The 14,252-nt window shown below is 70.5% G+C and carries 11 protein-coding genes and 1 tRNA gene; 8 read left to right on the forward strand and 4 right to left on the reverse strand.

All coding sequences use genetic code 11. The features are described 5' to 3' along the window. Positions 1–2 precede the first annotated feature (2 nt). Positions 3–650: a copper homeostasis protein CutC gene (locus VFK57_14520; GenBank protein ID HET7696925.1), complete on the reverse strand. Its 648-nt coding sequence runs from the start codon at positions 648–650 to the stop codon at positions 3–5. A 70-nt stretch (positions 651–720) separates the two neighbouring features. On the opposite strand from VFK57_14520, the gene VFK57_14525 reads away from it, so the two are divergent. After that, entirely contained in the window at positions 721–3,189 is a 2,469-nt protein-coding gene (locus VFK57_14525) for an amidase family protein (GenBank protein HET7696926.1), read from the forward strand. After that, entirely contained in the window at positions 3,186–4,460 is a 1,275-nt protein-coding gene (locus tag VFK57_14530; GenBank protein HET7696927.1) for an MFS transporter, read from the forward strand. Before VFK57_14525 ends, VFK57_14530 begins: the two co-directional genes overlap by 4 nt. On the opposite strand, the gene VFK57_14535 is transcribed toward VFK57_14530, so the two are convergent. Beyond that, positions 4,394–4,636 (reverse strand): hypothetical protein, encoded by a 243-nt coding sequence (locus VFK57_14535; protein HET7696928.1) that lies wholly within the window; start codon positions 4,634–4,636, stop codon positions 4,394–4,396. The genes VFK57_14530 and VFK57_14535 overlap by 67 nt on opposite strands. An 89-nt stretch (positions 4,637–4,725) precedes the next feature. After that, on the reverse strand, positions 4,726–4,959 hold the full coding sequence (locus VFK57_14540) for a hypothetical protein (protein HET7696929.1): 234 nt from the start codon (positions 4,957–4,959) through the stop codon (positions 4,726–4,728). A gap of 45 nt (positions 4,960–5,004) precedes the next feature. On the opposite strand from VFK57_14540, the gene VFK57_14545 reads away from it, so the two are divergent. Genes VFK57_14545 through VFK57_14555 form a run of 3 tightly spaced genes read left to right on the forward strand, consistent with a single transcriptional unit; the run spans position 5,005 to position 11,110 of the window. After that, positions 5,005–8,430 (forward strand): FG-GAP-like repeat-containing protein, encoded by a 3,426-nt coding sequence (locus VFK57_14545; protein ID HET7696930.1) that lies wholly within the window; start codon positions 5,005–5,007, stop codon positions 8,428–8,430. Continuing rightward, positions 8,427–10,229: a CRTAC1 family protein gene (locus tag VFK57_14550; GenBank protein ID HET7696931.1), complete on the forward strand. Its 1,803-nt coding sequence runs from the start codon at positions 8,427–8,429 to the stop codon at positions 10,227–10,229. The genes VFK57_14545 and VFK57_14550 overlap by 4 nt, the downstream gene beginning before the upstream one ends. Beyond that, entirely contained in the window at positions 10,226–11,110 is an 885-nt protein-coding gene (locus VFK57_14555) for a hypothetical protein (GenBank protein ID HET7696932.1), read from the forward strand. The genes VFK57_14550 and VFK57_14555 overlap by 4 nt, the downstream gene beginning before the upstream one ends. Here VFK57_14555 and VFK57_14560 read toward each other — a convergent pair. Beyond that, positions 11,008–12,255, reverse strand: a complete 1,248-nt coding sequence (locus VFK57_14560; GenBank protein HET7696933.1) for an MFS transporter — start codon at positions 12,253–12,255, stop codon at positions 11,008–11,010. The two genes, VFK57_14555 and VFK57_14560, sit on opposite strands and share 103 nt — an antisense overlap. A 71-nt stretch (positions 12,256–12,326) precedes the next feature. Between VFK57_14560 and VFK57_14565 the strand changes: the two genes are divergently transcribed. The 3 genes from VFK57_14565 to VFK57_14575 form a co-directional block, all read left to right on the forward strand. Next, positions 12,327–12,611: a hypothetical protein gene (locus tag VFK57_14565; protein HET7696934.1), complete on the forward strand. Its 285-nt coding sequence runs from the start codon at positions 12,327–12,329 to the stop codon at positions 12,609–12,611. A 324-nt stretch (positions 12,612–12,935) separates the two neighbouring features. Then, positions 12,936–13,012 (forward strand) — tRNA-Arg (locus tag VFK57_14570). A 145-nt stretch (positions 13,013–13,157) separates the two neighbouring features. Further along, positions 13,158–14,252 (forward strand): hypothetical protein (locus VFK57_14575; GenBank protein HET7696935.1); only part of this gene is annotated, 1,095 nt, incomplete at its 3' end.

A 14,252-nucleotide genomic window follows, 5' to 3' on the forward strand; every position in this document is an offset into this window, starting at 1 on the left:
GACTATAGCAAACGGGCGAGCGCGCGCGCGGCCGCTTCGTCCTCGAAGCGCGCGTGAACCTCCTTGACGCCGGTGCCCGCGACGATTGCGCGAACGTTGTGAGCGCGAACGCCGCCGCCGGCCAGAACCGTGACCCGATCGGCCGACAGGCGCACCAGCACCGCGAGCCGCTCCATCCCCTCGAGCGCCGTCTGCGCGCCGCCCGACGTCAGCACCCGCCGCACGCCGCTGCTGACGAGATCCTCGACCGCCGCACGCTGATCGCGCACCTCGTCGAACGCCCGGTGAAACGTCACCGGCAGGCCGGCGGCGGCTTCGACGACGCGCCGTGTGCGCGCGACGTCGACACGATGGTCCGCGTGCAGAAGACCGGTCACGATCCCTTGCGCGCCCCGGGCGCCGGCCGACGCGGCGTCACGCAGCATGCCGGCGACCTCGCGGTCGCTGTAGACGAAATCCCCGGCGCGCGGGCGGATCATGACGAACACCGGGATCGACACGCGCGCGGCAACCGCGGCGACGAGGTCGAGCGGAGGCGTGACCCCGCCGGCGCCGAGATCGACACACAGCTCCAGCCGGTTGGCGCCGCTCCGCTCCGCCGCCACCGCCGCCTCCGTCGTCTCGACGACGCATTCGAGGAGTGTGCCCACGTTCGGCTCCATCATCGGCCAAACGGTGTCATCCGTGCCATCGGTGCATCCGTGGCATACGATGAGCGCCATGAAGCGCGCTTTCCTCACCGCCGCATTCGTCGTGGCCGCGGTCGTGCTGTCTCGCGCCACGACCCGGCTCCCCTCCGCCGACGGACAGTTCTGGGACATCCAGGACACGTCGCCGTGGGCGCAGGACAGCGGCGGGATTGCGACCGGCGGCGGCGCGAATCCCTTCAACGGCTTCGGCTACCTGAAGCTCGCGGTGCGCACTGCCGCGGGCGCGTCGCTGGCGCACAACGTCTACCTCAGCGGCTTCGGTCTCGCGCACGACGGCGCCGAGCGCTTCGATTCCATCACGCCCGCATTCGTGGCCGGCGTCGCGATCGACCGCGGCATCTTCGCGCCGCGGGACACCAATTACCTGCGCTACGTCGACACGTTCACGAACATGACCGCCGAGACCAGAGTCGTGCGCGTCGCGTGGGGCGGCGCGGCGGGCGCCTACGAAGACGGCGGCCGCGTCGCCATCGTCACGACGGGCAGCGGCGATCGCACCATCGATGCGTCGGACGGCTTCGTCACCGTCATGCAGAACGCGACCGGCGCCGCCGACCCGGCGCGCGGGCCGTCCGGGCACGGCCCGTCGGCGCACGTGCTCGGGTCGCGCGCCGCGGGCACGCTGGCCCGCGCAGGGGACATGTATGCGGATCCGTTCACGAACGCGTGGCCCGGCTACGACCCCGCGCACATCGGCTACGTCTTCGCGCTCACGCTGCGGCCGGGGGAATCCGCCTCGCTGATGACGTTCGTGGTGAAAGGGCTGAGCGAGGTGTACGACCCGCGCGGCGGGTTCCCGATCGCGCTGAAGGACGCGCTGGTCGCGCCGAAGAACGCGGCGCCGTACGGCGGGCCGTCGCCGCAGATCCCGGCCGCCGGCTCGCAGATCGCCGCGGTCACGCAGACGGCACGCCGCCTGCTCGCCGAGCCGGATGTTCGAGGGCTGACGCCGCGGCAGCGCAGCAGGCTGATCAACTGGCCGCGCATCGCTCCGGCGCCCGTCCCGTTCACGGTGGTCGAGAAGACTGCCGCCGAGTTGCAGGCGGCGATGACGCGCGGCGACACGACCGCCGAGGATCTGGTGCGCGAGTATCTGGTGCGCCTGGCGGCCTACGATCGACACGGGCCGCGGCTGCGATCGATGCTGGCGCTGAACCCGCGCGTCGTCCACGAGGCGCGGACGCTCGACGCCGAGCGGGCGGCCGGGAAGGTGCGCAGCCCGCTGCACGGCGTGCCGGTCGCGTTCAAGGACAACATCGACGTCCTCGGCCTGCCGACCACCGGCGGCGCGCTCGCGCTCGTCGAGCACCGGCCGCGGCTCGATTCGCGGGTCGCGGCGGGCATGCGCCGCGCCGGCGCGGTGATCCTCGGCAAGACCAATCTCGACGAGTTCCCGTTCGGCGATTTCGGCATCAGCAGCGTGGGCGGCACGATCGGCAACGCCTACGATCCCTCGCTCAGCACGGCAGGATCGAGCGGCGGCAGCGCCGTCGCCGTGTCGCGGAGCCTGGTGACGCTGGGGTTCGGGACCGACACCTGCAACTCGCTGTCGAATCCGGCGGCGTTCGCGTCGCTGGCGACGATCCGGACCACGCGCGGATTGACCAGCCGCGCCGGCGTCATGCCGCTCAACACGTTCAACGACGCCGTCGGGCCGATGGCGAAGTCGGTGCGTGAGGTGGCGCTGGTCCTCGATCAGGTGACCGGCGCCGACCCCGAAGACCCGGCTACGGAGGCGGCGGCGGCGCATACCGGCGCGTCGTTCGCGGCGGGCCTCGACGCGGCGTCGTTGAAGGGGAAGCGGATCGCGGTGCTGCGGCAGTTGTTCGTCGGCGTGACCGGCGAGCGCGAAGCCGCGGCCATGATGGAGCGGGTCGTCAAGGAACTCCGCGCCGGCGGAGCGACCGTGGTCGACGCCACGATCCCCGATCTCGACGGCGAATACCGCCAGGCGCGAGGGAGCGCGCCCGGATCGCTCGAGGCAGGGTGGACGGCATATCTCACGCGCGGTTCGAAGAGCGGCGATCGCGTGCTGACGATCGAGGACCTCATCGCGTCGGGCAGGATGGCGCCCGACGGCACGCGGCGCCTGCAGGACGCGCTGCGCAGCAGCGCCGAGGGGGAGCGGGGACGTCTCGCCACCGAGCGGTTCCTTGCCGGCCGCACGCGCTTCCGGCAACTGTTCGAGGCGGTGCTGGAGCGCGAGCGCGCCGACGCGCTGCTCTATCCCGCCAACCAGGCGCGGCCGCACACGCACGAAGGGGGCCTCGAGCGGTACGGCGGCGAGCCCGGCACCTGCGAACCGAGCGCGATGACGGGCCTGCCGCAGGTCACCGTTCCCGCCGGCTTCCTCGGCGGCCGCCATCCATTCGGCATCTCGTTCCTCGGCCGTCTGTGGTCGGACCGCGACCTGCTCGCGCTCGCCCACGCCTACGAGCAGGCGACGCACCATCGCCGGGCGCCCGGCACCGCCAAGTGAGCCGGACATCAGCGCCGGGGGCCGAGAGACTGCCGCTGCCGGGCGCGTACAAGTGGCACGTCGTCGCCATGCTGTGGTGCATCTCGTTCTTCAACTACGCCGACCGGCAGGCGATCTTCTCGGTCTTCCCGCTGCTCGAGCGCGAAATGCAGCTGACCCCGGTGCAGCTCGGGCTGCTCGGTTCGGGATTCGCGTGGGTATACGGGCTCGCGGCGCCGTTCGCCGGCGCGCTGGTGGACCGCGCCAGCCGCCGCAACGTCATTCTCGGCGGGCTGCACGCGTGGAGCGTGATCTGCGCCGCGACGGCGCTGTCGAGGAATTTCACGCACCTCTTTCTGTTCCGCGCCGCGGAAGGGCTGGGGGAGACGTTCTACTTCCCCGCGTCGACGTCGCTGATGAGCGACTACCACGGCAGCCGGACGCGGTCGCGCGCGCTCGGCGCGCATCAGACCGCGGTGTATCTGGGCACGATTGGCGGCGGATTCTTCGCCGGCCTGATCGCGGAGCGCTACGGCTGGCGGCCGGCGTTTCTCGTGTTCGGCGGGCTGGGCATCCTGCTCGGCTTCGTGCTGGCGCGATATCTCGTCGAACCGGCGCGCGGCGCGGCCGACATCGCGGAGGGCATCGCGCCTCCGGCGGCGGGGGGGATGAGCTTCGCGCAGTTCACCGCGCTCGTCCTCCGCACGCCGGCGCTGCTCTGTCTGCTCGGCGCGTTCATGTGCGCCAACTTCGTCGCCGTGGTGCTGCTCTCGTGGATGCCGAAATTCCTGTTCGACCGGTTCCACATGGGGCTGGCCCTTGCCGGGCTCACCGCCACGGTGTTCGTGCAGCTCGCCAGCATGGCGGGGGCGCCGCTCGGCGGCTGGATGGCGGACCTCTGGCGCCGCCGCACGCCGCGCGGCCGCATCGCGGTCCAGGCGCTCGGCATGCTCGCCGGCGCGCCGTTCGTCGCGATCTGCGGCGTGACGATGTCGGTGCCGGTGCTGATCGCGGCGCTGACCGCGTGGGGATTCTTCAAGGGACTCTACGACGCCAACATCTTCGCCTCGGCCTTCGACGTCGTCCCCGCCGCGGCCCGCGGACGCACCGCCGGATTCATGAACATGATCGGGTGGCTGGCCGGCGGCGGATCGGCGCCGCTGGTGATCGGGATCATCGCGCAGCGATCCAGCCTGGGCACGGCGATGACACTGGCGTCCGTCGTCTACGTCGCCGCCGGCCTGCTGCTGATCCTGGGAATGGTGCTGCTGCCGCGGCGCAGCGCGGCCTGACCAGACGGCGGATCACCGTCGTCGTCTTCGTCCTTCAGCACGTGCGCCAGCTGCGGCTGATTCATCTGGTGCATCAGCTCCTCGATCTGGTCGGGACGCATGGGGACGCCGAACAGCACGCCCATCTCCAGCGTCAGGCAGGCGAACACCACCCGCAGTCTCTTCTTCCAGAACATACGCCCTCGCCCGGCGGCCGTACAGCCGCCTGTCAGACCGTTCGCGTTTCGCGCTGAGCGAACCGCGGTAAGCGGAAAGCCGACAGCGGTCAGCAGGCCGGCGGAGCGCGAAGGAGAACGAGCGAGAGGAGCGCGACGGTCTGTTCGTCGCAGCGCGAGGCGGCGCGCGCGATGGTGGTGGCGCCGATGAGAGAGACGACGAAGCCGAGCGGAATCAGCGCGGCCCAGACGGTGTCGGACAGGCCGGCCGGCAGGAAGGCCGAAAACACCACCAGCGCGATGCAGAACGCGGCCAGCGTGCGGCGGTTGCGGATCGACCTCATTGACCTCGCTCCACGGTATCAGCCATCCGTTACACTGCACAACACATGCGCGCCGCAACCCTCTTCGTCATCGGCCTGGCCGCCGTGTCTTCGTGCACGCGGCCGCCGGCGGTGTCCGACGACACCTACCGGCAGGCCGTCACCGCGTTCTACGTGTCCCTGGCGGGGCTGCAGACCAGCCAGGACGTCATCGCCAGGCGGGAACTGGAGCGCGTCACGCAACTGGTGCCGCAGGAGCCTGCCGGCTGGGCGAACCTCGGGCTGCTGCTGCTCCGGCAGCAACAGCTCGACGAGGCGACGCCGCGCCTGGCCAAGGCAGCCGAACTCGCGCCCCGGTCGGCGGAGATCGAGCGGATGCAGGCGCTGCTCGAGAGCCGGCGCGGCAACGTCGAGGCGTCGATCGGCCACTGGCGCCGCGCCCTGCAGCTGGACGCCAACGATGGCAAGGCGGAATACGGACTGGCGCAGGAACTGGAACGGCTCGGCGGGCCGCAGAACGAAGCGGACGCGCAGCGCGCCTACGGGTCGCTCGCCGGGCGCACCGGGAACCTGGCGGCGCAGCTCGAGTTCGCCCGGCTCGCGGCGCGGCGCGGGGATGCGGCCGCGCTGCGGACCGCGGTCGAGGCGCTGGCGCGGGGCGCCGGCTCGTGGCCCGTCGACGCGCGCGAGCGGTTCGAGGCGCTGCGGCAGGCGGCGCAGGGACCGCCGACCGCCGCGGCGACGCCGGTCATCTTCCTGAAGAACACGCTGCTGCGCGGGCCCGAGTATCGCGCCGCCTTCGCGGCCGTCAGCACGCCGAACAGCGAGGTCGGGGAACCGCTGCAGCGGTTCCTGGTGCTGCCCAACCAGCCGCCGCAGCCGGCCGCGCCGGACGCGCGCCTCGCCTTTGCCGCCGATGCATCCGCGAGTGTCGCGATGCCCGGGACGGCATGGGCGGGGGCCGTCTGGCTGACAGGGGACGGCGCCCCGGCGATCGTCGCCGTTGGTCCGCGAGAATTGCGCGTCGGCTCCGGCGCGCCGATCGCGCTGCCCGCCGGCTTCACCTTCGCGAGCGCCAGCCCCGACGCGGTCGTGGCCGCGGATCTCAACTACGACTTCCGCAGCGACCTCGTGCTTGCGGGTGCGAACGGGGTGCAGATCCTCCGGCAGAACGCGAACGGGGGATTCGCGCCGGTCACCGCCGAGACCAGGCTGCCCGCCGCGATCCTCGCCGCGCCCGCGCACGGCGCGTGGGCGGCCGACGTCGATCTGGACGGCGATCTCGACGTGGTCGTCGCCCGCCGTGACGACACGCCGGTCGTGCTGCGCAACAACAGCGACGGCACGTTCGCGCCGCAGGCGCCGTTCGGTGTGAGGAAGGTCCGCGGATTCGTGTGGGCGGATCTCGACGGCGAGGGGGTGCCGGACGCGGTGCTGCTCGACGATCAGGGCGCCGTGCGCGTGTTCCTGAACCAGCGCGGCGCCGGCTTCCTCGAGCGCGCCGTCCCGGCAACGTACCCTCGCGTCGCCGCCATTGCCGCCGCGGATCTCACCGGCGACGGATTGTTCGACGTGATCGGCGTCGCGTCCGACGGAACCGTGTCGCGGTTGTCGCTGCCCGGTCGCGAGGCGAACTTCGATGTGGGCCGCGTCTCACAGTTCAACGTCGCCGCACCGCTGACGGCAGGCACGACCCGCCTGCTGGTCGCCGACCTCGACAACAACGGCGCCGGCGATCTGCTGCTGGCGACGCCGGATCGCTGGAACGCGATGCTGGCGGGCCCGCAGGGCCTCGCCGGCGGGAGCGGCGGCGTCTCGGCCGGACTCCTCGTCACGTCGGCCGCCGATCTGGATGGAGACGGCCGGCTCGAGCTCGTCGGGCGAGCGGCCGACGGCGCGCGCGTCGTCCGCACGAAGGGAGAGAAGGCGTATCGCTGGCAGACCATCCGCCCGCGCGCGCTGACGTCCACCGGCGATCAACGGATCAACTCGTTCGGCATCGGCGGCGAGATCGAAGTGCGCACCGGACTGAACGTGCAGAAGCAGCCGATCGCCGCGCCGGCCGTGCACTTCGGTCTCGGCGACGCGTCCGCGGCGGAGGTGGCGCGGATCACCTGGCCGAACGGCATGCTGCAGTCGGAGTTCGCGCTGGCGTCGAATGCGTCGATCGGCGCCAGCCAGCGGCTCAAGGGATCGTGCCCGTGGCTGTTCGCGTGGAACGGGCGGGACATGGGGTTCGTGACCGACTTCATCTGGCGCTCGCCGCTGGGGCTGAAGATCAACGCGCAGGCGACCGCGGACGTGTTGATGACGGAAGACTGGGTGCGCGTCCGCGGCGATCAGCTCCAGCCCCGCAACGGCGAGTACGACCTCCGGATCACCGCCGAATTGTGGGAGACGCACTTCTTCGATCTCGTCTCGCTGATGGTGGTCGATCATCCGCAAGGCACCGAGATGTTCGTGGACGAACGCTTCGCGGTGCCGCCGCCGAAGCTCGGCGCGGTCGCCACCGGCCCGGTTCAGGACCTTCTGGCCGCGCGCGACGACCGCGGACGCGACGTGCTCGACGTCGTCCGCGCGCGCGACGACCGGCATCTCGACTTCGCCGGACGCGGGCTCTATCAGGGCGTGACCCGCGATCACTACGTCGAGCTCGAGCTGCCCGAGTCGGCGCCGCGCACGGGCCCGCTGTGGCTCGTCGCGCAGGGCTGGGTGCATCCCACCGACACGTCGGTGAACGTCGCCCTCGGACAAGGCCGGCACGCGCCGCCGGCCGGCCTGTCGCTGCAGATCGCCGGTGCGGCGGGCCGGTTCAAGCCGGCGCGCACCGGCCTCGGCTTCCCTGCCGGCAAGGACAAGACGGTTCTGCTCGATCTGAGCGGCGTGTTTCCGGCGGCCGGTCCTCGCCGGATGCGGCTCGGCACCAATCTCGAGATCTTCTGGGATCGCATCGCCTGGGCCGCCGGCAGACCCGACGTCACTCTCCAGCCGCGCGTGGTGACGATGACGAAGGCGGACCTGCAGTATCGCGGCTACTCGATCACCGAGCAGAAGGACGCGAGCACGCCGGAGCGGCCGCGCTACGTGCTCGGCGGCGTGGCGCCGCGGTGGCGCGACCTCGAAGGCTTCCACACGCGCTTCGGCGACGTGCGCGAGCTGCTGCAGAAGGTCGACGACCGCTATCTGATCATGAACGCGGGCGACGAGCTGCGCCTGGCGTTCGCGGAAGCGCCGCCCCCGCCGCCCGGATTCGTGCGCGACTTCATCCTGGTCGGCGACGGCTGGGTGAAGGACGGCGACTACAACACGGTGGCCTCACGCACCGTGCTGCCGCTGCCGACGCATCGCTCGCCGCGTTACACCGACACGGCCGGACGGCTCGAAGACGACCCCGTCTATCGCGAGCACCCCGACGACTTCGCGCGCTACCATACGAGGTACGTGTCGCCGGCGCTGGCCCGCGACGCGCTGCGTGCCCCCGACAGGAAATGACGCGTGTCATCAAACCGCTCGTCGTCATCGCGTTCATCGCGATGCTGGCCACGCCGGCGCTGATCCGCCTGCGCTCCTCCGGCGCCGCGAGCGGCGACGCGGCGGCCCGCTACGGATTCCGGCTCACGGAGTCGGCGCGCGCGTCGGGGGTGACGTTCGTGCACGAGGGGCCGACGCTCGACGCGAAGCTCGCGCACATCATGCCGCAGGTGGCGTCGATGGGCGCGGCCGTGGCCGTGGCCGACGTCGACGCCGACGGCCACGACGATTTCTACGTCACCAACAGCAGAGAAGGCTCGAAGAACCGGTTCTATCGCAACCGGGGGGACGGCACGTTCGAGGACGTCGCGGAGCGTCTCGGCATCGCCGACGTGAATCAGCCGGGCACCGGCGTGTCGATGGGCGCGGTCTTCGGCGACTACGACAACGACGGGTATGAGGATCTCTTCCTCTATAAGTGGGGGCGCCCCGAGCTGTTTCACAACGACGGCGGGCGCGCCTTCTCGAGGACGAGTGTGCCGATGTTCCCGGCCTGGGCGAACATCAACACGGCGGTCTGGCTGGATTACGACCGCGATGGCCTGCTCGATCTCTTCCTCGGCGGCTACTACTCCGAGCGGCTGAACCTCTGGAAGCTCGCCGACACGCGCATCATGCCGGAGAGCTTCGAATACGCGAACAACGGCGGGCGCAAGTATCTGTATCGCAACCTCGGCGAGGGACGGTTCGAGGAAGTCAGCGAGCGCGCCGGCCTTTCGTCGACGCGCTGGGCGCTTGCGGCAGTGGCGGCGGACCTGCGCGGCACCGGCTATCCCGACCTGTTCATCGCCAACGACTACGGCGTGTCCGAGCTGTTCCTGAACGAGGGGGGCCGCTTTCGCGAGGCCGGGCGCGAGACCGGCGTCGGCTATGCGCCGAAGAGCGGCATGAACGCCTCGGTCGGCGACGTGCTCAACCAGGGGCGCTTCGCCGTGTACGTGTCGAACATCTCGGAGGAAGGTATCCTGCTCCAGGGGAACAACCTCTGGATGCCGTCCGGCGGGACGCGCGAGCGGCCGGTCTACGAGAACATGGCGCGCGCCATGGGCGTCGACCTCGGCGGCTGGAGCTTCGGCGCGCAGTTCGGCGATCTCAACAACGACGGCTTCCTCGACCTCTACCTCGTCAACGGCTACGTCTCGGCGTCGCGCGACGAGAGTTACTGGTACGATTACTCGAAGGTGGCGGGCGGCCACAACCTCGTCATCGGTGACGCCGCGAACTGGCCGGCGATGGGCAGCCGCAGCCTGGCCGGCTACCAGCAGAAGAAGGTGTGGATCAACGACGGCTCGGGACGCTTCGTCGACGTCGCGCAGATGGTCGGGGCGACGGATCGCTTCGACGGCCGCGCCGTCGCGCTGGCCGACTTCGGCAACCGCGGCATGCTCGATGCGGCGGTGGCGAACCAGCGCGGCCCGCTGCTGCTCTACCGGAACGAGGTGGCGCGCGATCGCCAGTGGATCGCGTTCGCGCTCGAGGGCGGATGCCGCGGCGCCAATGCCGCCGGCGCGCCGCGGTGCAGCAACCGCAGCGCCATCGGCGCGCAGGTGGAAGTGTTCTGGAACGGCCGGCGCCAGCTGCAGGAAGTGTCGGGCGGCTCCGGGTTCTGCGCCCAGAACCAGCGGCGGCTCCACTTCGGCCTTGGCAGCGCCGCGATCGCGGGCGACCTGCGGGTCGTCGTCCGCTGGCCGTCGGGAAAATCGCAGGAGCTGAACGCACCGGAGATCGGCCGCATCCATCGCATCCAGGAACCCTCATGACGGCGAAGGCCTTCGGCATCGACAAGCGCTATCTGGCGCCGATTCTCGTCACCATCGTCCTGCTCGCCGGCCAGGTGACCTTCGGATTCCTCGAGAGCTGGTCGCGCACGGCGCTCGCCATCGGCACCGCCATCGGCGTGGAGCTGCTGCTGGCGCGGCTGATCACCGGCGCCTGGCCGCACCTCGCCAGCGCCTACATCTCGGGCATCAGCGTCGGAATGCTGGTGCGATCGCCGGCGATCTGGCCGTACGCGCTCTGCTCCGCGATCTCGATCACCTCGAAGTACGTCCTGCGCGTCGACGGGCGGCACATCTGGAACCCCTCGAACTTCGGCATCGTCGCGATGCTGGTGCTCGCCGCGGACTCCGTGGCCGGCCTGAGCGTGCAGTGGGGCAACAACCTGCTGCCGATGGTCGTGGTGTGGTGCTTCGGAAGCGTGATCATCCACAGCCTCGGCCGCTTCCACATCACGCTGACCTACGTGGCGTCGTTCATGCTGTTCGCGGCGATCCGCGCGGCGATCACCGGCCACCCGTTCCTGAGCGAAGCCGCGCCGATCACCGGGCCGATGTATCAGCTCTACATCTTCTTCATGATCACCGACCCGAAGACCACGGTGCGGTCGTATCAGGGGCAGATCGTGGTGGCGTTTCTCGTCGCCTTCGCCGAGGCGGTGTTCCGGCTGCTCCAGTTCGTCCACGCGCCGTATTACGCGCTCTTCCTGGTGGGGCCGGCGGCGAACCTGGTCGAGATCGCGGTCGAGCGGCGGCGCCGCGTTCAGGCGGTGGTCGCGGACGCGGGGACCGACTCGAGGCCGGTGTCCGCCTCGCCGACGCCGGCGGGCACGAAGAGCAGGGCGACGAACGCCAGCGCCGTGTAGCCGGCCATCAGCAGGAACAGCGGGCGGTAGCTGCCGAACAGATCGAACAGCGTTCCGTTGAGCGGGTCCCCGACCGCGCCCCCGAGCGCCATCGACAGCAGGAACAGCGCCGCGAGCACGCCGCGGCGTTGACGGGGGATCTGCTCGATGAACAGCGGATAGGCGTTCACCGTCGGGAAGGTCCACGCCGCCGACGCCAGGGCGAGCAGCGGAATGGCGTAGCGCATGTCGCTGACGCGATCCAGCGCGACGAGGGATCCCGCCATCAGCAGGAACCCGGCGACCATGGCGTTGCGCCGGCCGATGCGCACGCCGAGCGCGCCTGCGGGCAGGGCGCCAACGACGCCGCCCATCGCCCAGGCGATGAACCCGATGGTGACGTCGGCGGGCGCCATGCCGAACCGTTCGACGGCGTGCAGCGCGTACCACGTGGTGAAGCTCTGGAACGTGAGCTGGACGAGGGAGGCGGCGATGAAGATCGCGCGCAGTCCCGGAACGGCGCCGCGGACGGCCGACCACGCGGCGGCGGTCAGCGATCCGACCGATTCCGCGCCGTCGCGATCCGCGGCCGACGCCAGCCGCGGCTCGCTGAGACGGATCGTGAACACCGCGGCGATGGCGAGCACGGTGATCGCGGCGATCGTGAACGCCGTCCGCATCCCCAGCATGCGGCCGAGCATCAGGAACACGATTGCGCCGACGCACATCTGAAAGGTGACGGAGCCCGAGGCCAGCGGGCGAAACTTCGACGGCACCAGATCCGCGATCACCGCGTGAAACGGCGAGCGCAGCAGATTGATGCCGCCGTACAGCAGCACGATGGCGGCGATGATGCCGGCCAGCCCGAACCGCGGCGACGAGGGAAACAGCGCCATGCCGGCGGATGCCAGGATCAAGCCCGTCAGGATGATCGGCAGGCGGCCGCGCCCCGACGCGGTGGCACGGTCGGAGGCGGCGCCCGCCCACGGCACCAGCAGGAGCAGCAGCAGGTTGTCGATCGCCATCACCAGGCCGATCAGGGTGCGCTGGTCGCCGAGCGCATCGCGCACCAGCAGCGGCACGAACGTGCTGAGCAGCGGTCCGGTGACGCCGAAGAACAATCCGCCGAGTCCGACGACGACGCAGGCCGCGTAAGGGGGGCGCACGCGCAGCATCCTATCGTTTTTGGGCGCGCGTGGAACGGGGCTTGCGGAACGCCGCTCCGGAGGGACCACTCATGGCACGACGCGAACGACGGCAATACGCGACGGATGCAGAGCCAGACGCGCAGGCACACAACGCGCGCACCACGTCGAAGCGGGGCAAGGGACAGAAGCCGGATGCCCCGCGCAGCACCGGCCGCTCGTCGAACCGCCGGTCGACCGGCGCCCGCAAGAGCGCGAACCGCCCGGGCCCATCGGGGACAGGCGGCAAGAAGCAGACGCGCAGCAGCTCCGGCGCGCGCCGCTCGGGCTCGCGCTCGGGCGGCGGGAAGGGACGGCTGAAGAAGAACCGCACCTAGCGGGAAGCTGGAACCGGTAACCGGTAACCGGTAACCGGTAACCGGAACCGGTAACCGGCAACCGGCAACCGGCAACCGGCAACCGGCAACCGGCAACCGGTAACCGGCTCCGCTCGCGTGGCTCGCTCGCTGCGCTCGTTCGCGGACCGCTTGCTACAATCGACTCACACGCGCCCGTAGCTCAGTTGGATAGAGCATCGGCCTTCTAATGCAAGGGCCTTCCATTCGCCGAGTGATTTTCCTAAGGTTCTCGCGACTTCGCGAGCGCGCGCCGGTTGTGGGGGTGCATTAGGGGTGCGGCGTTTTCGGGTACGATCGCTTCAGGCGCCCGTAGCTCAGTTGGATAGAGCACCGGCCTTCTAAGTCGGATGCCGCAGGTTCGAGTCCTGCCGGGCGCACCAGTTCGTCGCAGCTTGCTGTCCGGCAAAGCGCATTGGAGGATGTCTTGCCACTGCTGACGCTCCCGGCCTCCAGCGACGCTCTTGTCCGCGACTCCGGAGAACGATAGGACGATTCGCAGAGGGCTGCGCGCACGGGAGGTCGCTGATGCCGACTGTATCCTCCGATCGGCGCAGGATTCGCAATCCGCGGGTCGACCCACGCATCTTCGACGTGATCGCGTGGATCCAGACCGAGCCGGTGATCTGGCTCACGCTGCTGCCGACACCGGGCGGTGAAGCGCAAGCCAACGGTTCCTCCACCGCGCCGGGAGTACACCTGCGTTGGGCCTTCGAGCCGGAGCTCGGCTTTCCCCCTCAAGGCTTCGTCGTGGAGCGGCGCCTGTACTCGATCTTCGAATTTCCACCTGCGAGGCCGCTAGCCTGGCAAGTGCTGCCTCACGGCACGCTCGCCAGCCCGCTGTCCACCGATCGGAACACACTGCGCGCGCGCATGGTCGGAGGTGCGCCCTCGCACGTGGTGCGACATGTCGACGCGCATCTTGGAAGTCTCCTACAACTATTCGAGCAGGCGGCTGCCGTTCCGCCGGTCGGCAGCACGCCCGTCCATGGCGGCGGCGTCCGCACGGATCTGCGTCCGCTCGAGATGCTGCTGTTGGGCGCGCTCGATCCCATCCTGGCGCGCGGCCTCGGCCTGTATCTGATCGATGGATCGCTGCGCGCCGGTGTTCCGGCGGACTACCGCGTGACAGGCAAGTGGGGCGCGATTCCCTGGCCGCAGCGATCGGTTTTCTTCGACGGCCTGCTGTCCCAACGCGCGCTCGCGGCGGCGGGCTTCTTTCGCGTCGATTGGCTCACGCTGTTCACGTCGTGCGGGTGCGTCGCGGACGCCAACGACATCAGCGGCGCGTTCTTGCGCCTGACCGGGACGCGCGGCGCGACCCTGCGCCTGATCACCGCCTTTGCCGTCGGGGAGCTGGAGCTCGAACTCGCGCCGGCAACCAGCGCCGGCAATTGGCAAGTCGAAAGGGCCACGCGAAACGGAACCGAGGTCGCCGTGCGGCTGGAACGGCAAGGCGACAGTCTGTTCGTGCGCCCGACCGCCGCCGCGCATCGCTTCGACGAGGTGGCGCTGATCCCGCCGACCGGAGGGACGCTGCCCAGCACGCTGCACCTCGCCGGTGTGCATGCCCGCCGCGCGCGTGGCATCGTCGGCGATCGCGTGAGCCTCGTCGCTCGGGCC

It is taken from the genome of Vicinamibacterales bacterium (assembly GCA_035699745.1).
In the GTDB taxonomy this organism is placed as follows: Bacteria; Acidobacteriota; Vicinamibacteria; order Vicinamibacterales; family 2-12-FULL-66-21; genus JAICSD01.